This is a genomic window from Mucilaginibacter sp. L196, assembly GCF_009765905.1.
Lineage (GTDB): Bacteria > Bacteroidota > Bacteroidia > Sphingobacteriales > Sphingobacteriaceae > Mucilaginibacter.
On sequence record NZ_LMUO01000008.1, the window covers coordinates 23,316 to 40,293 of the forward strand.

The window sequence follows — 16,978 nt, forward strand, 5'->3', positions numbered from 1 at the left end:
TGAGGTTTGTGCATATCGATAAAATCGATCACCACAATACCACCCATATCGCGTAGGCGCAGTTGACGTGCAATTTCTTTAGCCGCTTCCTTATTTACCTGGAACGCGTTTTCTTCCTGGTTCTCCTTATTAGCAGTACGGTTACCGCTGTTCACGTCAATAACGTGCAGGGCTTCTGTATGCTCAATAACCAAATAAGCGCCACCGGCAAGATTTACCGTTTTGCCAAAAGCACCTTTAATCTGCTTGTCTACACCGAAGTGTTCAAACAGAGGGTCCTTATGTTTATGTAGGCGCACAATGCTTTCCAGATCTGGTGATATCTCGTGGATATATGACTTCACTTCTTCATACATCGCGTTATCATTTACAGTAATGCCCTGAAAATCGGCATTCAGCAAATCACGAAGGATGGTAGAAGTGCGGCCAATCTCACCTAAAATCTTTTTAGAGGGTTCAACCGATGGTAAACGGGTAATAAATGATTCCCATTTTGATATCAGGTCCAGCAAATCCTTTTGCATTTCGGCTACGCCTTTTCCTTCGGAAACGGTACGTATAATAACGCCAAAATGAGCAGGTTTTATGCTCTCAACAATTTTACGCAAGCGGGTACGCTCGGTATTGCTTTTTATTTTTTTGGAGATGGAAATTACTTCAGAAAAAGGCACCAATACCACATAACGCCCGGCTATGGATAAGTCGGCGCTTAAGCGTGGTCCCTTTGTTGAAATGGGCTCCTTGGCTATCTGTACGGGAATCAGCTGATTTTTAGTTAAAACTTCGGAGATTTTGCCTCCTTTGTTTATATCAGCATCAAGCTTAAAGTTATCTAAAAGCTTTGATTGATAACCACCGCTACGCACTTGTTTGGCAAGCTTAAGCAGGCTTTGTACCTGCGGCCCCAAATCAAGATAATGCAAAAAGGCATCCTTCTCGTAACCTACATCAACAAAAGCAGCATTAAGGCTGGGCATAATTTTTTTAATGCGGCCCAAATAAATATCACCAACAGTATAATTGTTGCTGATTTGCTCTTTATGAAGTTCTACAAGTTGTTTATCCTGTAATAATGCAATAGTAGCCCCGTTGGGGGTTGAATCGATAATTAATTCCTTTATCAATGCTACTCCATTTCTTAATTACAGCCCAAAGGCTATAGGTGTATAAGAGGGTAAAAAACAGTAACTAAAATAACCTGCCAGTTATGATAGCTGGCAGGTTAAATAAACGCTTTATAAAAAGCAGCCTATTTCTTTTTATGTCTATTTTTTCTTAAACGTTTTTTACGTTTGTGGGTAGCCATTTTGTGTCTTTTACGTTTTTTACCGCTGGGCATAATAATAATAATTTAAATGTTATTTAATTTTTTAATTCCTTTATGTATTCGTCGATTTTCTGACCAAATGTAGGATCAGGCATCATTGTTTTACACTTTTCGTAAGCAGCTATTGCTTCCTGTTTCATACCAAGCTGTTTGTAACTTTCAGCAAGATAAAAGTATGGCTCAATGCCGGGCTTTTGAGCTATGATAGTTTTAAACCTGTCAACGGCTTTTTCAAACTGCCCCGACTTCATGGCAAACATACCTAAATTTAATTCGGCATTGTAGTTTGTAGGGTCTTGCTTTACTACATCAAGCAGTAAACCAATACCTTGCATCGGCGGCCCGCCACCATTTACATAAGCAATACCTAAACCTGTTTTAGCGTCAAGGCTTTCAGGTTTTAGCTTGGTAGCCACCTGGAATGCTTCAACTGCATTGGCGTCAAATACCGGCTGTGCCGTAGTATCCTGGGCCTGTTTGTAAGCATCGTTAAAATGGTTACCGGCAACAATCCAGCTTTCAGCAGTATTTTCGCTCCGGGCAATTGCCTGGTAATAAAATGCCGCAGGGCCGGGTTGATTGATCACATCCCATTGTTTAGCAAGCTTTTGTTCTAAGGCCAGTTTATCCGCATCAGTACCCGCATTCTTCAACTGATCTTCCAACCCGCCAATTTTTGCTGATAATGTATCCCCAATGAATTTTTTAGCTGATGCAGATACCGTTTGAATGGTAACGTTGGTTGAGGGCTTCTCAGCCTGAGCAACGCTGCCTGTACCTTTTTTTACTGATGCCTCTGTTGAGCCTTTAACAGGAGGTAATGAATACAAATAGCCGATAACAGCAACTACTGCTACAATAACGACTATTTGTTTTTGTTTCATGATAAATTATTTGGCTTATTTTGTGTCTTTGTTACCGCTTCTTACTTTTTCAACAAAAGTTTTAGCCGGTTTAAAGCTCGGTACAAAGTGCTCAGGGATAATTATGGCAGTGTTCTTTGAAATGTTACGTGCTGTCTTTTTTGCTCTTTTCTTTACTACAAAACTTCCAAAACCCCTAACATAAACATTCTCGCCACCTACCATTGAGCTTTTAACAACTTTAAAAAACGCCTCAACGGTTTCCTGCACATCAACTTTCTCGATTCCTGTTTTAGTTGAGATTTCAGTTATAATTTCTGCCTTAGTCATATCTGATTTTCTTTTATTTATTATATAATTACTTAACTGTTTTGGGGTTGCAAAAGTATCGTTTTATAAATAAAGAGTGAAATAATTAACATGTTTTTTTTGGAAGCCCCTTAAATGCATCATAAAACTTACATTTAATAGATAAAAGGGCAGGTTATAAACTACTTTTGTAACACATGATTTTTTCTGAAGAACTGGTACAATGGTACTTAAATAATAAGCGCGACCTACCCTGGCGCAACACTACTGATGCTTATATAATATGGTTATCTGAAATTATTTTACAACAAACCCGGGTAGAGCAGGGTATGCCCTATTTTTATCGCTTCGCGGAGAAGTATCCTACAGTAAGTGATTTTGCTGCTGCCGATGAAGATGACATATTAAAACTATGGCAAGGTTTGGGTTATTATTCGCGTGGCCGTAACATGCTTAAAACAGCTCGCCTGGTTGCTGAACATTATAATGGCGTATTCCCGCAGCAATATAACCAACTAATTAAACTAAAAGGGATAGGTGAATATACCGCATCGGCAATCTCTTCCTTTTCGGCTAATGAGGCAAAAGCGGTAGTTGATGGCAATGTATACCGGGTGCTGGCCCGCTATTTTGGTATTGATGAGCCTATAAACAGCCCCAAGGGAAAAAAAGATTTCCAGATATTAGCCAACGGGTTATTAAATCACGATCATCCGGGTTTGCATAACCAGGCCATGATGGAGTTTGGCGCTATGCTTTGCAAACCTAAAAATCCGGCTTGTGGCATTTGCCCTGTGCGAACCGATTGTTTCGCGTTTAAAAACAACGCGACTACTTCGCTCCCTGTAAAATTAAAAACCATAAAAGTACGCGAACGCTTTTTTAATTATTTTTTAATAATTAACAATAACGAAATATTGCTGAATAAGCGCGATGAAAAAGACATATGGGCAAACATGTATGATTTGCCATTAATTGAAACAAGTGAGTTAACTTTAATAGATGAATTACTTGCATTACCCCAAATAAAAGATTACTTTGGTGAAAGTATTGAAATACAGAATATTTCACCTGTTTATAAACACATCCTTACGCACCAACGCTTACATGTGCGTTTTATAAAACTGCAGGCACCAGAGGTGAAATTACAACAAAATTGGTTTTTTTCTCGGTTAGAAAATCTTGAAAAATTCGCATTGCCAAAAATCATTTTTATTTTTATAGAAATATTTTTAACTTGTAGAATAATTCATGTTGAATCAAACCTATGTCAGGAATAAATAAAGTAATACTTGTTGGCCATTTAGGGAAAGATCCGGAAGTTCGTTATTTGGAGGGAGGGGTATCGGTAACAAGCTTTCCGCTTGCTACCTCTGAGAGTTATAACAAAGATGGCCGCAAAGTAGAACAGACTGAATGGCATAACATTGTAATGTGGCGTGGCCTTGCCGATGTAGCCGCCAAATACCTGCAAAAAGGAAAATTAGTTTACATTGAAGGTAAACTAAGAACCCGGTCATTTGAGGATAAAGAAGGATTCAAGAAATACACCACAGAAATTGTAGCCGAAAACTTTACATTACTTGGCCGCAAAAGCGATTTTGAAGATGACAACATCAAAAGCACAATAAAATCGAACATTGATATGCCCGATGATTTAAATGCTGATGATATATTATAATTGAACCAATAGTAAACTTAATATATAGAGGGCCTGCTTAGTAAAGCAGGCTTTTTTATTTTTCACCTTTTGCAATTAATAAATATTAACGGTTTAATTTTATAGCCTATAACCCTTTGCAATTTTAAAGCGTTTTACAACATCTCTATCTAACAAAATGAAAAAAATAATATCTCTTTTTGTTGTCTGTATTTTATTTTCAGGCATTGTTAACGCCCAAAATATTGACCGGAGCAGGTTTATAAAGGATAGTTTACAACTCTATATAAACCGTGCTTTAACCAATTGGCGCATACCGGGTGCGGCAGTATGTATAGTAAAAGATGGCAAAGTGGTATTGATGCGTGGCTATGGTGTAAAAGAGCTCGGGCTGAATGACAATGTTGATGACAATACGCTGTTTATGATTGGTAGCAACACCAAGGCATTTACTGCCACTGCTTTATGCATGCTACAAGCCCAGGGGAAACTATCCCTTGATGATAAGATAACCAAATATATACCCACTTTTAAACTGGATAATAAAGAAGCCGGCGACATGACAACTATACGAGACTTGTTATGCCATCGCATAGGTTTCGCAACGTTTCAGGGGGATTTTACCTTTTATAACACTAACCTGACCCGCGATCAGATCATAGCTAAAATGGCTTTGGTTAAAGCGACTTATCCATTCAGGGCTAAATGGGGCTATACCAATGCCGCCTATTTAACCGCCGGGCAGGTGATACAGGCGGTTACCGGCCATACCTGGGAGTCATACATCAGGGATTACATTTTTGCCCCGCTGGGGATGGGAAACACCCTTGCCTTAACCCGTGATTTCCCACATGCTATTAATAAAACAGCGCCACACACACTTGTTGATGGGCGTTTAACCGCTATTCCTTACAACCAAATAGATGGCCTTGCACCAGCCGGCAGTATCGGATCGTCGATTAATGATATGAGCAAATGGGTTATAGCCCTTTTAAATGACGGGAAAGTGGGCTTTAACCAGGTAATATCGTCTGCTGCTATAGAAGCTACCCGCCAGCCTCAGGATTTCGTAGCCAGCGTAAAACACCTCAATGGCGACGAGAATTATGAGCTTTATGGCTTAGGTTGGTTTCTACAGGATTATGAGAACCACTGCATAGTAATGCATGATGGCGGCGTAAACGGCTATGTTACCTCGGTAACCCTGGTACCTAAAGAACATCTCGGTATAATCATACTTACCAATACCGACCAAAATGAACTTTACGAAGCCCTGCGGTGGGAAATTATGGATGCTTATTTTAAATTACCTTACCAAAATTATAGTGATGCATATCTGAAAAAATTTAAAGAGAATCAAGATCAAAAAGATGCTATCGACAAAAAGCTGCGCGACTCCGTAGTTATGCTTCGCCTACCATCATTACCCATGAGCGCCTACACCGGCAATTATGCAAATGAACTATACGGCAATATGACCATTACAACCGGCGAAAACAATGAGCTATCTATGCGTTTTGAGCATCACCCTACCATGTATGCTCGTATGCAATCATTGGGAGGCAATCGCTTTTACGTTACTTTCTCTGATCCTGAAATGGGCAAAGCTGTATTTCCTTTTACGGTGCAAAATGGCCGTGTGTTAAGCGTTAGGGTGAAGGTTGACGATGAACTCGAACGTACGCCTTATCAGTTTAAGAAAGTACAATAAGCTTAGAAGCTGTATAAAAATTAAGCTGTTGCTAATCCCGCCAACGCCTCTATCCAGGTTGGTGAATCATTTAAGCTTTCCACTAGTTGCACCTGTTCGCCACCTAGTGCTTTAAACTCATCGCCATACTCGCGGGTTACTTCGTATACCGTTTCCAGGCAATCTGCCACAAAAGCGGGGCAAAATACTAGTAACCTTTTTTTGCCTTCGGCTGCTAGTTTAGCCACGATCTCACTGGTATAGGGCTGAACCCAGGGATCACTACCTAATCTCGATTGAAAACAAATGGTGTATTTTTCCTTCGGAATGTTTAGTTTTTCGGCAATTAATTTTGCCGTATGATGCGATTGTGCCGAATAACAAAACTTATTAGTATCGTTCAAAGTCTGACAGCAATCGCTGGATTTTAAACAATAACTGTGGGTATGATCCGAATTGATAAGCTGGCGTTGAGGTAAACCGTGGAAACTGAATAAAATATGATCAAAAGTTTTCGGCTGATGTTTAAGCGCGTTATCGGCAAAGGTTTGTATCATCAACTCATTATCATGAAACGAGTTAATGAAGGAGATATTAGGGGATGTTGGCCATTTACCCACCAAACCCATCACCTTTTCATAAACAGAGCCGGTGCTTGCCGATGCATATTGCGGAAACATGGGTATAACCTTAATATCCTGTACTAAAGCCGCCTTTAATCGCTCTAAAGCGGATTCAATAGAAGGGCTCTGGTAGCGCATTGCCAATTCCACTATATATTCATCACCCAGTTTATCCTGCAATAATTGTTGTTGGAGTTTGCTATAATGTAATAACGGAGAGCCAGTTTGCTCGTCCCATATTTCACGATATAATTTAGCCGATTTTGGCCCACGGGTTGGGGCAATAACCCCTTTCACCAATAAGTTGCGCGCTATGGGATTTATATCAATAACGCGTGCATCCATCAAAAACTCACGCAGGTATTTGCGTACATCGGCGTTAGAAGGGCTATCGGGCGTACCTAAATTAACCAGTAAAATTCCTTTTTTACTCATAATGCTTATAGCCGCAAAAGTAAATAATTTGCTGTCGCAAAAAGCATATGCCTTTATTTATTACCAACAGATGATTAGCAAATCAAATAATTTGAAAGGTCACCATATGATTCATTCCTGTAATCATTCAATTTAGTTTGATTACAGGAATGAATCTGGTATAATGTACTGTTGACCTTAAAACTTATAGGTTAACCCGGCGCCAAAAATCTGCCTGATTTGCAAAACCGAATGATATGCTGTTATGCCATTATTGGTAATAGGTATTTTGGCTAAGGGATCGGACACCAGCTCTACACCTGCATTTACAGTTACCAATTTATTTACCTTCATAAACAAGTTGGCTGTATAGTCGGTATAAATGTTTTGTGGTTTACTCAGGTAATTGGAGTACATTTTAAGAATATTCTCAAATGAGATATTCTGGGCTATATTTATTTTGTAATAAGCGTCTAACGATGCACCAAATTCAAATAAACTTTTGCTGCCTGGTTTTACACCAAAGGCGCCAATTGATGAAAGCGAATCATTGTCGACAAGGGTGACGCGACCCGCTGCAGGTGAAATATTAACTCTGAAATTATCCGACTTTTTGTAGGCAAACCTAGGCCCGAACGTAATATAAGCAGGAGCGAAAGGCCCGGATATTAATGTGCGGCCATTGCTGCTGTAATCGTATCCATTGGTAAATTGTGATTGAAAGTTGGCGTAAAAGGTGTATAACCAATATTTTGCCGCCTGGTAACCTAATAGGCTATTTAAAATGAGACGGTCATCATTTTTGCGCCAGCCACTACCCGTTACATCACTAAGCCCATAACCTAATATAGCCTTATTATCCCAGCTCAATTTATCTTTTTTATAATCAAAATCATAGTCAAGTACAATGTTGGCGGCCGCAGCGTTTACGCCACCACCAGCCCAGTTTTTAAACGAACTTTGGTTTATTAACAATGTGTTTTGGCCATGTATTGTCCAATAGTGAGCAGTATCCTTTGGGGCAATTGTCGCCGTAGTTTGGGAGTATCCCGTTATGCTTACAGCAATAAATAGGAATAAAAATAATAATGTTTTCATATTTCGCATAGGTTGATTTTGTTACATCAAAATTACAAAAGCCGTTTTAAATTATCAATCGCCGCTGTTATAATCATGTGGATACTGCATTTTGCACTAATAGCGGCGACTCAAAGGACAAGAAAACTATAGCTTTAAGCGGGGTTTTGCCTATGATGCTTCTTTTTTAACCCCATAATCAATTTGTTAACTACTTATAGTCAATGATTTATATAGAATTTCATTTTTTATTTTGAACAATAAACTCATACTTCTATATTTGCAGTCCCAAAACAAAGGGAGTTTAGCTCAGCTGGTTCAGAGCATCTGCCTTACAAGCAGAGGGTCACTGGTTCGAACCCAGTAACTCCCACCATTTTGAAAGGTCTTTTTCGTAAGAATAAGGCCTTTTTTTATGCCTTTAAATGCCATTTTTACCCTGCTGTACCGCGGTACAAGTGAAACAGGTGGTACATTTGGTACACTTTTTACTCAAAAAAAGCCCTGAAAAGCAATAAAAAGGCAGTTTTTAGATTGTTTTTAAAGCGCCTTTAGATCAAAAAACACCTAATTAAGGCTTAAAATCGACAAAAAAATGCTGTTTTGGGGTCGTTTTTAATTCATTTTTGATGTAAAATTGAGGGTTTTTATAACTTTTGATTGGGAGGCTCTGAGAATTGCATATATGGAAAACCTATCCGAATAAATTAAAGAAAAAGAGGCTGTTCCCATATTTATGAGACAGCCTCTTGAAACAGGTGTTGATAATGATTAATTAGTTAACAATTAGTCAAAAGGATAAACATCAACTTCATCATCGCCATATCCATTATATGCAGTTGAAGGGCCGTTAACAATAATGCCATCAACCCTGCCCTGTGAATAATCAGCCGAATATGCTGCTCCATCGCCATAATAATTAACATCGGAAAAATCACCCTGACATGCAATACCATCGTTGTTGGTGAAAAGCATACCATACTCTCCATCAGGAAGTTGACCTAATAAGCAAACATTATCTGTAAACATAGATACATCTGTAGTAACTGTTAAATAGCCAATTTGAATGGTATAATCATAACCAAAACTATTGTCGGTAACAACCAAATAAATATTTTCCAGGTCTTGGGATGACGCTTTTTTCTGAGCTTCGGGATATAATGTTGAAATTCCCGGAAAGGATAAAGATTTTAGCTTTGGCTGATTTGCCGCTTTTGGATGATATAGTTTTGAAATCCCCGGAAAGCTTGGGCGCATCAATTTTCCGATAAGATCATAGCCTTTTGCCTGCGCTGTTCCCAAACTCATAAGGCATGCAAACACGGCCGAGAATAGAAATTTACGCATTTAACAGGTGGTATAGCTATAAGACACATCTTACCACCAATTCGTTACATTATCCCGACTTATTGGGCAGATTTATTTATTCTGAAGTAGTGCCTTACAGAATACGCCCGTATTACGTTTGTCGCTTTAGTCCCCACAGGATCTTCTTAAGTAAACGCTGCGGAAACTAAAAAAGGCTGTCCCTTTCAGGTAACAGCCTCTTTTTCATAGCGCATTTAAGCCTATTAAACTTTATTTAACAGGTGCATTAGCCGCTTCTTCAATAATTGCCAACACTGCTGCAGGGTGAGAAACCATCACCACATGGCTTGCGTCGATCTCGGTTGTTTTGGCCTTCATTCTTTTGGACATAAAGCGTTCCAGATCCGGACTGATCGCCTTATCGCTTTTAGAAACTATATACCAGCTTGCTTTGGTTTTCCAGGCAGGCTCACCGCTTTTGTCGCCAAATATGGTTTGAGATGCCGGAGTTTGTGTAGCATAGATAACATCCTGTTGTTTAGCCGATAAATCCTGCGCGAATACAGCGCCAACACCAGCCCTTGATAAAAAGATGAAACCATCCTGCGGCTCAAAATATTTGCCCAGGCTATTCGCCGGGCCATTTGCTGATAACGTAGGTACACTTTCGCCCAGGTCTGGTGCAAATGCAGCTACATATACCAGGCCAACAACTTTTGGATCATTACCCGCCTGGGTGATCACGAAGCCTCCCCATGAATGGCCTACTAATATCACATTGCCTTTTGCCCTGGCAATTGCGCGTTTGGTAGCGGCAACATCATCGGCCAGTGATGTAATAGGGTTTTGAACCGAGATAACCGGGTAACCTTTAGCTTGTAGCGCTTCTATCTGTGCAGCCCACGAAGAACCGTCGGCCCAGATACCATGAACAAAAATAATAGTTGGTTTAGTACTTGATTGTGCACGTACATTTAAAGTACCTATTAGTATAACTAACAGCACTGATAGCATTTTAATAGTTTTCATTGTTGTGATGTTTTAATTAATTAGCAGCTGCAAACGCTTCTGCACTTAAAATAGTGGTAGTAAGTGAAACTTCTACATTGCCCCTTGTAGCGTTAGAATATGGGCAAACCTGGTGCGCTTTTTCAACTAAAGCATTGGCTGTTTCCTGGTCAACATCAGGCACATTAGCTTCTAGGCTAACCACCAAAGCAAAACCGCCCGCGTTGTTTGAACCAATTCCCACGTGTGCCCTTACCGCGGTAACACCTGTTGTTGCCTTTTCGTTTTTAATAACGTGGTTAAGCGCACTATCAAAACAAGCCGAGTATCCAGCTGCAAACAACTGTTCAGGGTTGGTATAAGCGCCACCCGTGCCGCCTAACTCTTTTGGCATCCTTACTTCAAGGTCAAGTACTTTATCTGATGATACTACGTGACCGTTTCTGCCGCCTGTGGCGGTTGCTACTGCTGTGTAAATTGCTTTTACTGACATGATATTTGTTGTTTTTGTTATTTATTATTTTGTTTAGTTCTGTCCAATATAATATTGATGCTGTCCCGTAACGACACCATCTCTTCCGCACTGAGGCCAAGACTGCATTTAAAAGAGAATGGCACATTCACCGCGTTTTCCTTTAAAGCAGCACCATCTTTAGTAAGGCTTATCATCAATACCCGTTCATCCTCCATGCTTCTTGTCCGGCTCACCAGTTTTCTCGTTTCCAGCTTTTTCAGCAGTGGGGTTAGCGTCCCTGAATCAAGTAACAACTTTTCCCCGATTTCTTTTACTGATAGCTGCTGATGTTCCCACAACACCAGCATCACCAAGTATTGCGGATAAGTTAGGCCGATCTCATCCAAAATGGGTTTGTAATGCGCTGTCAACACCCTCGACAAAGCATATACCGGGAAACAAGCCTGATTTTCTAATTTTAAATAATCCATTTGCTACTGATTGATGGACAAATATACATTGCATACAATTAAATTGTATACAATGTATATTTAATTGACAATCATATTGCAATTGCTGTTGTTACAGTTGTTTATAATTTAATGAAAATCAGGTGATCCTTAATCCCTGCTGACAAGGGTCTATTTAAAAAATAAACCCGGGGTTAAATCAACACCCGGGTTTGTGAATTATCGTTAAGTCCTTGCAGGGTCTTCTAAAAGAGCCCTTGCAAAAACCGAAAGCTTTTAATTAATCTCAATACTTTCAACCGCCCGCTCCCAGGCGTATTCCTTCACGCCCGGCACTTTTAATCCTTCAGCACGAAATACCGTCAAATCTGTCATGCCTAAAAAGCCAAGGAAAGCTTTTAAATAAGGAGCTACAAAGTCGTTGACTTTACCCGGTCCTTCTGAAAATACACCACCCGAAGACATGGCTACATAAACCTTTTTTCCGGTTACCATGCCAACAGGGCCATTTTCGCCATACCCAAAAGTTATCCCGGCCCTGGTAATATGATCAATCCAGGCCTTTAGCGATGTAGGGATGGTAAAGTTGTAAAGCGGCGCGCCAATAACAATAATATCCGCAGCCAATAACTGTTTAACCACCTCGTCAGAAAAACGGATAGATTCTTTTTCTGCCACAGTGAGTTGATCGCCGGGAATAAAAAATGTACGAAGCACATCAGGGTTAAGATGCGGAATTTCAATATCCACCAAGTTTAATTCTTCCAATGTATTATCCGGGTATTTTTCCTGGATTCTTTCGACTATAGCGTTACCCAGCTTAATGCTGTATGAACCTTTGCCTTGCAGGCTCGACTTTAAATGAAGGATGCGTTTCATGAAATAATTTATTATTTAATAATATGATCAATTTTAAATTCGGGCTCGACTGATTTCTTTTTGTGTAACCATAAAAGATTCCTCCCGCCCGAATTATCAAAGGCAAAAGTATGGTTAGCAGCTGGCAAAAAGTGAGTACTTACCCAAAGGAAAGCGGTTACGTTGAGGTAAGTAGTTATCTTTGCGTTGATGAAGATGATTATAAATGAGCCACTTCCGGGCAATGCAGAATGCGCGGACTCGCTAAAAAACGTGCTTGACGCGCTGTATGTTCTGAGTGGAAAATGGAAGCTGGCTTTGATCCTTTGTCTGGTGCAGTCACCAAAGCGTTTTAACGAAATTCAGCATGCAGTCACCGGCATATCAGCCAAAATATTAGCTAAAGAATTAAAAGATCTGGAGTTGAATGACTTTATCAAACGTAACGTATACCCCACCACCCCGGTAAGCATTATTTATGAAGCAACCGAATATAGCCAGACGCTAAAAAACGTAATGGGCGAACTAAGCGCCTGGGGCCAACAGCACCGGGAAAAAGTTAAACAAAGCATGCGGAAACAATCGTGAGTATCGGAAAAATAGCCATATCTTTTCTAATGATTTTTTTATAAAAAAGAGAGGGGTGTCATGCTGAGGTACTCGAAGCATGAGCGTAAAGGCCTTTGCCCACATGCTTCGAGTACCTCAGCATGACACCCTTTTTTGATCTTCCGAACACCTATGGAAAACACCGACAAGCTGAATGGTGATACCCGGGATTAATACTGTTATTCCTCGAACACATGCTATCTAAAAAATAAACCCGGTTTCAATCAACACCCGCATTTGTGAATCATCGTTACCTAATGGTCCAAACGCCGATCCGTCTGTTATGTTATTTGCTTTAACGTATGAGAGTTCGCCGCGCACGAAAATGCGCTTGTACTGATAGGTAGGCGTAATCGTAACCGACCAAGCTTTGCTGCCCGCGCCATAGATCAGGTTGGGGGCACCTTGCGCCGTATTTCCGGTAGAGGTAATATACTCCATGCGAACCGGTAAACTGAAGCCTGAATGAGGCACTGAATAATTAACCAACAAAGCAGCCCCGTATGTTGCAGCATTTTGAGAGGTGTTAAGTAATGCAGCCCTCGGCACTGCCGTATATTGCAAATACGGCTGAATGGTGAATGCGCCCGAAGTATGGGTATATATTAAATTGTAGCCATGTTCGTTATCCTGGTAAAGCGGCGTTGCCGTGGATGAAATATTGGTGCGGCTTAAACTGCCGGCACCAATTAACGTTAAGGTGTTGGTGCTATTAGCCGTATACGTAACAGAGCCGGAAAGCCAGTTATATTTATTGGAATAAAAGCCATCATTATACGAGAGTGCAAAAACAACCGGACCTGTAGTATAATTTATCTGCACGCCCCTGTTCACTGAATTACTTTGATCCCACAACAACCCCCGCTGTATATTCATGTTTTCAAATGAAAATGTATACTCGGCACCTAAAAATGCAGGGAGCTTACCAACCAAAAAAGAGAGATTATCAGATGGCGCGATTTCCAGATAGCCTTGAGGTACTACCCCGTAAGATGCCGCTGCCGAATGGCTGGAATTTAAATAGGGAACGCCGATGTCTGGTTGAGAATAAGCCCCTACCTCGACAAAAAACTGTATAAGACCGCTATTTTTCTGAATGAAAATCTGCCCGTTACTAATATCCGTTTGCAACGGTTTATCGCCTCGCGACACATTGTTTTGAAACTGCACCAAGCCGCTTACAACACCCGACAAATAAATATCACCGAACTTTAAAGGTTCCGGATTAAGCGTAAGAGGCCCTGACATGCCCGGCGTAGACAGTGCTGTTGTTGCTGCCACTTTAGCTGTCGTGTCGATGGTTTTTTGTCCGAAACTCTGCACCGCGTAAAAACTGACAAGAGCTATTGTAGTGAGTATTGATTTAATAGGCATTTAATAGGATTATCTGGTTAGATCGCAAAGTAATTTTTGGCTAACCTGTTTTAATAAGAAGATTAGAATATGACATTGAGGTTCAATAAGAGGGGATGTCAGTAAATAAGCAGCAACAAATTTAGGTAAATGTTTAAAATTGAGAGGCGATTGTTTGATGTATTTTGGATAGAATGTTAGCGAGAAACTGTACTTTCTTTCCATCGTCACGGGTTTCTCTGCAACAAGTCCTGTCGAAACAAAAAAGGGATAACCGGCCTTTTACAATTACAAACTACCATTAGTTGCTAATAATTCAACTACAGTTACTTCACCAATCATAATTGGAAACGTTCCGATATGAAAAAGATCAGGAACTTTTACTGGCCTTTTTAGCAAATCTGGTAGAAACTGGATATGTACTTTGTTCTCAAAATTTAAGATCATATCCTCTTTACATGTTATTTCACATGGGGAAGTTGGTTTGGTTTCACCCTTCCAAAACGAAATACGAATAGTATTTCTGATCGGAAAATTGAAAAATTGCTTAGCATGATCATTAAAGACCAATTTTGCCATAATTTTAGTGGATGGAGTCATATATTGATATAGGATTACCAGGAATAGTATATTTTTCAGTTCCCGGAAGGGCTTCTGAAAGAGACTCTGCGGAAACAAAATATTAGGTACTTAATTACTTAAACTATCTTTACTTGTTGTGCCTTTATTATTAATAGTAGTGGTATCACCATGCCAACCCTTTGGCGCACCGTAGTTCCAATGGTTTGCGATCTCTACCAAACAAAGAAAAACAAGTAAAACGAACGTTATTAAATAAAGTACAAATTCATACCAGGGTGCTTTTTTGCTTATCCAGTTTACAATTGCGCTTATTGTAATAATTACCATTATAAATAATGATGGTATCGTCAAAACTGTGATAGAATCCCAAATTACCCCAATAATTATAGCCAAAAGACATATCAGGAAACCGATGAATCTGGTTGATAGATTTTTTTTGTCCATATTTCTCTTTGAATTAGTATGGTGACACGCTATTGGTTTAAGTTTAACGAAGTGTAAATAGACTTATAAATGTAGCAAGCATCGTGCTTGCAAAAAAATATAAATTAAGCTAAACGCTTGACACATTTCGAGAAGATAATTTTCACCCTCTTTCCGGCTTGCCGGAGAGAGGGTCGAACAGCGCAGCGCATTCGGGGTGAGTCAATTGTACGCCAAGAATTTTACGCTAACCGATGTAAATTATTTTATGCCGGGACATGACTTTTTTTCCTGAAGATCCTATCCAAATGCTTTACATATGCGAGTTGAAAATTTATGGAGGTTACATTGAATTTATCCTGAAAAGCATATACTGATTTATCATTAATCAGCATAAGGAAAGAAACAGCCCAGGTGGCTTTTTGGTAAGTTGCCGATCCCCGGGCAAAAGCAGTTGGATAAATCTTAACATTTCCGGCGCCTGAAAAATGCTGTTCGTTTCCACCATTAACCCCCATTTTTGCCATTCCTGATAGTAACCAATAATTTCCGATCACCCAGGAATAGGCATAACCCACATTAAAGCCCAACTGCAAATTACGAACAGCGCGGTTGGCGGCAATTGACATGTTGCTGTCCAAACCCATCTTATATAAATAGACGCCTCCTCCAATAATAAAGCTTCCGGCAGAGATAAGCTGTTTTTCGCTTTGCTCAAAGGCTGCTTTGCCCGAAAACTGGCTGCCATTAAAAACGTACGTTCCTTCTGCGCCAACCTGTGTAATTGAAAGATTTGGGTAAAGCGCAATTGGTTCATTATGTGGATATTCCGCTGAAATTGACCAGAGATTCATAGGTAAAGGGTAAAGTGATTCCGCTGGAAATTGACCAGGCATTCCGGGGCAAACTGACCACCTATTCCGGGTCAAATTGACCAGTTATTCCGGGGCAAACTGACCACCCCGGACGAGTCAGCTTATGCTGTAGAAGCAACCATCTTTGTGAGGTACCAAACAACCTCCCCAGCATGGCCAACACTACGATCAGTATGAGTAAGATTAGAAAGATATTAAGGATGCACAGCCATGGGCGCAGCATCCTGTCGATATCAGCACAAGCGGACGCTTCGCGGAACACGGTAAAGAAGTACCTGACCTCTTTTAAGGATAGCGGGTTTACGTTCGATGAGGTCAATGCGCTGAATGACAAAGAACTAGAGGACTTGTTTGGTAAAAGCAAGGAGCATCCGCCCAACAGCCGGATGCAGTCTATGCTGCGCTGCTACCCCTATGTAGATAAACAGTTGAAACGTGTCGGTGTTAACCGGCAGATGCTCTGGAAAGAGTATTATAAAGAGTTTCCGGACGGCTACCTGTACAGCCAGTTCTGCTTTTACTTCAACCAGTGGAAGGCCCGGGTAAACCCGGTGATGCATATAGACCATAAAGCCGGAGATAAGCTTTATGTGGACTTTGCAGGTAAAAAGCTAAGTATCACCGATAAGGATACCGGTGAGATCACCGAAGTAGAGGTCTTTGTTGCCATCCTGGGAGCGAGCCAGCTCACCTATGTGGAAGCTGTGCTCACCCAGCAAAAGGAGGACTTTATTATGGCCTGTGAGCATACCCTGCTTTATATCGGTGGTGTTCCCGACGCTATCGTCCCGGATAACCTGAAAGCGGCGGTGACCAAAAGCAGCCGTTATGAGCCCACGCTGAACGAAACCTTTGCTGACTTTGCAGACCACTACGGCACCACCATTCTTGCAGCGCGGGCGTACCGCCCGCGTGACAAAGCGCTGGTAGAAGGTGCGGTTAAGATCATGTATACCCGGATCTACGCGCCTTTAAGGAAGTCGGTTTATCATTCTCTGAATGAATTGAATGAGGCGATCAGGGAGGCCCTGGAAATACATAACAACCTATTATTGCAAGGCCGGAACTACAGCAG

19 protein-coding genes and 1 tRNA gene are annotated in these 16,978 nt (G+C 40.6%); 6 read left to right on the forward strand and 14 right to left on the reverse strand.

The window, feature by feature from the left end; all coding sequences use genetic code 11:
• The 3 genes from GSQ74_RS03430 to GSQ74_RS03440 form a co-directional block, all read right to left on the reverse strand.
• Nucleotides 1-1,124, reverse strand: a 1,124-nt coding sequence (locus GSQ74_RS03430) for an Rne/Rng family ribonuclease (RefSeq protein ID WP_158990097.1), incomplete at its 3' end; no start/stop codon positions are given.
• 238 nt (nucleotides 1,125-1,362) lie between these two features.
• Nucleotides 1,363-2,211: a tetratricopeptide repeat protein gene (locus GSQ74_RS03435; RefSeq protein ID WP_158990099.1), complete on the reverse strand. Its 849-nt coding sequence runs from the start codon at nucleotides 2,209-2,211 to the stop codon at nucleotides 1,363-1,365.
• A gap of 15 nt (nucleotides 2,212-2,226) precedes the next feature.
• Complete coding sequence (locus tag GSQ74_RS03440; RefSeq protein ID WP_371724287.1) at nucleotides 2,227-2,541, reverse strand: HU family DNA-binding protein; 315 nt, start codon at nucleotides 2,539-2,541, stop codon at nucleotides 2,227-2,229.
• Nucleotides 2,542-2,696: 155 nt separating this feature from the next.
• On the opposite strand from GSQ74_RS03440, the gene mutY reads away from it, so the two are divergent.
• From mutY to GSQ74_RS03455, 3 genes are all read left to right on the forward strand, one after another.
• Complete coding sequence (gene mutY / locus GSQ74_RS03445; protein WP_158990103.1) at nucleotides 2,697-3,779, forward strand: A/G-specific adenine glycosylase; 1,083 nt, start codon at nucleotides 2,697-2,699, stop codon at nucleotides 3,777-3,779.
• The gene (locus GSQ74_RS03450) at nucleotides 3,767-4,180 is read left to right on the forward strand and encodes a single-stranded DNA-binding protein (RefSeq protein ID WP_158990105.1); all 414 of its coding nucleotides are present in this window, start codon (nucleotides 3,767-3,769) and stop codon (nucleotides 4,178-4,180) included. The genes mutY and GSQ74_RS03450 overlap by 13 nt, the downstream gene beginning before the upstream one ends.
• A gap of 157 nt (nucleotides 4,181-4,337) precedes the next feature.
• Nucleotides 4,338-5,870: a serine hydrolase gene (locus tag GSQ74_RS03455; protein ID WP_158990107.1), complete on the forward strand. Its 1,533-nt coding sequence runs from the start codon at nucleotides 4,338-4,340 to the stop codon at nucleotides 5,868-5,870.
• 20 nt (nucleotides 5,871-5,890) lie between these two features.
• Here GSQ74_RS03455 and hemH read toward each other — a convergent pair whose 3' ends face one another.
• Together hemH and GSQ74_RS03465 are read right to left on the reverse strand one after the other, a co-directional pair.
• Nucleotides 5,891-6,907, reverse strand: coding sequence for a ferrochelatase (gene hemH, locus GSQ74_RS03460; RefSeq protein ID WP_158990109.1), 1,017 nt, complete (start codon nucleotides 6,905-6,907; stop codon nucleotides 5,891-5,893).
• A gap of 177 nt (nucleotides 6,908-7,084) precedes the next feature.
• Nucleotides 7,085-7,984, reverse strand: a complete 900-nt coding sequence (locus tag GSQ74_RS03465) for a DUF3078 domain-containing protein (RefSeq protein WP_254060801.1) — start codon at nucleotides 7,982-7,984, stop codon at nucleotides 7,085-7,087.
• A gap of 277 nt (nucleotides 7,985-8,261) precedes the next feature.
• Between GSQ74_RS03465 and GSQ74_RS03470 the strand changes: the two genes are divergently transcribed.
• Nucleotides 8,262-8,339 (forward strand) — tRNA-Val (locus tag GSQ74_RS03470).
• Between the two features lie 410 nt (nucleotides 8,340-8,749).
• Here GSQ74_RS03470 and GSQ74_RS03475 read toward each other — a convergent pair.
• The 5 genes from GSQ74_RS03475 to GSQ74_RS03495 all read right to left on the reverse strand — a co-directional run bounded on the left by GSQ74_RS03475 (nucleotide 8,750) and on the right by GSQ74_RS03495 (nucleotide 12,082).
• The gene (locus tag GSQ74_RS03475) at nucleotides 8,750-9,310 is read right to left on the reverse strand and encodes a hypothetical protein (protein WP_158990113.1); all 561 of its coding nucleotides are present in this window, start codon (nucleotides 9,308-9,310) and stop codon (nucleotides 8,750-8,752) included.
• A gap of 231 nt (nucleotides 9,311-9,541) precedes the next feature.
• The gene (locus GSQ74_RS03480) at nucleotides 9,542-10,300 is read right to left on the reverse strand and encodes an alpha/beta hydrolase (protein WP_158990115.1); all 759 of its coding nucleotides are present in this window, start codon (nucleotides 10,298-10,300) and stop codon (nucleotides 9,542-9,544) included.
• A gap of 16 nt (nucleotides 10,301-10,316) precedes the next feature.
• On the reverse strand, nucleotides 10,317-10,772 hold the full coding sequence (locus GSQ74_RS03485) for an organic hydroperoxide resistance protein (protein ID WP_158990117.1): 456 nt from the start codon (nucleotides 10,770-10,772) through the stop codon (nucleotides 10,317-10,319).
• Between the two features lie 17 nt (nucleotides 10,773-10,789).
• Nucleotides 10,790-11,224, reverse strand: a complete 435-nt coding sequence (locus GSQ74_RS03490) for a MarR family winged helix-turn-helix transcriptional regulator (RefSeq protein ID WP_158990119.1) — start codon at nucleotides 11,222-11,224, stop codon at nucleotides 10,790-10,792.
• A gap of 255 nt (nucleotides 11,225-11,479) precedes the next feature.
• A complete protein-coding gene (locus GSQ74_RS03495) occupies nucleotides 11,480-12,082 on the reverse strand; it encodes an FMN-dependent NADH-azoreductase (protein ID WP_158990121.1) in 603 nt (200 codons plus the stop codon).
• Nucleotides 12,083-12,271: 189 nt separating this feature from the next.
• Here GSQ74_RS03495 and GSQ74_RS03500 point away from each other — a divergent pair, with 189 nt between their 5' ends.
• Nucleotides 12,272-12,649 carry a helix-turn-helix domain-containing protein gene (locus GSQ74_RS03500; protein ID WP_254060802.1) on the forward strand — a complete coding sequence of 126 codons (378 nt, stop codon included), beginning with the start codon at nucleotides 12,272-12,274 and terminating at the stop codon, nucleotides 12,647-12,649.
• 222 nt (nucleotides 12,650-12,871) lie between these two features.
• Here the strand turns inward: GSQ74_RS03500 and GSQ74_RS03505 are convergent, their stop codons facing one another.
• The 4 genes from GSQ74_RS03505 to GSQ74_RS03520 all read right to left on the reverse strand — a co-directional run bounded on the left by GSQ74_RS03505 (nucleotide 12,872) and on the right by GSQ74_RS03520 (nucleotide 15,882).
• Entirely contained in the window at nucleotides 12,872-14,044 is a 1,173-nt protein-coding gene (locus tag GSQ74_RS03505; protein ID WP_158990123.1) for an outer membrane beta-barrel protein, read from the reverse strand.
• A 267-nt stretch (nucleotides 14,045-14,311) separates the two neighbouring features.
• On the reverse strand, nucleotides 14,312-14,602 hold the full coding sequence (locus GSQ74_RS03510) for a hypothetical protein (RefSeq protein WP_216846670.1): 291 nt from the start codon (nucleotides 14,600-14,602) through the stop codon (nucleotides 14,312-14,314).
• 111 nt (nucleotides 14,603-14,713) lie between these two features.
• On the reverse strand, nucleotides 14,714-15,049 hold the full coding sequence (locus GSQ74_RS03515; protein ID WP_158990127.1) for a hypothetical protein: 336 nt from the start codon (nucleotides 15,047-15,049) through the stop codon (nucleotides 14,714-14,716).
• A gap of 245 nt (nucleotides 15,050-15,294) precedes the next feature.
• Nucleotides 15,295-15,882 (reverse strand): DUF4421 family protein, encoded by a 588-nt coding sequence (locus GSQ74_RS03520; RefSeq protein WP_158990129.1) that lies wholly within the window; start codon nucleotides 15,880-15,882, stop codon nucleotides 15,295-15,297.
• Between the two features lie 194 nt (nucleotides 15,883-16,076).
• On the opposite strand from GSQ74_RS03520, the gene istA reads away from it, so the two are divergent.
• Nucleotides 16,077-16,978: IS21 family transposase (istA, locus tag GSQ74_RS03525; RefSeq protein WP_254060803.1), on the forward strand; the 902-nt coding region annotated here is incomplete at its 3' end.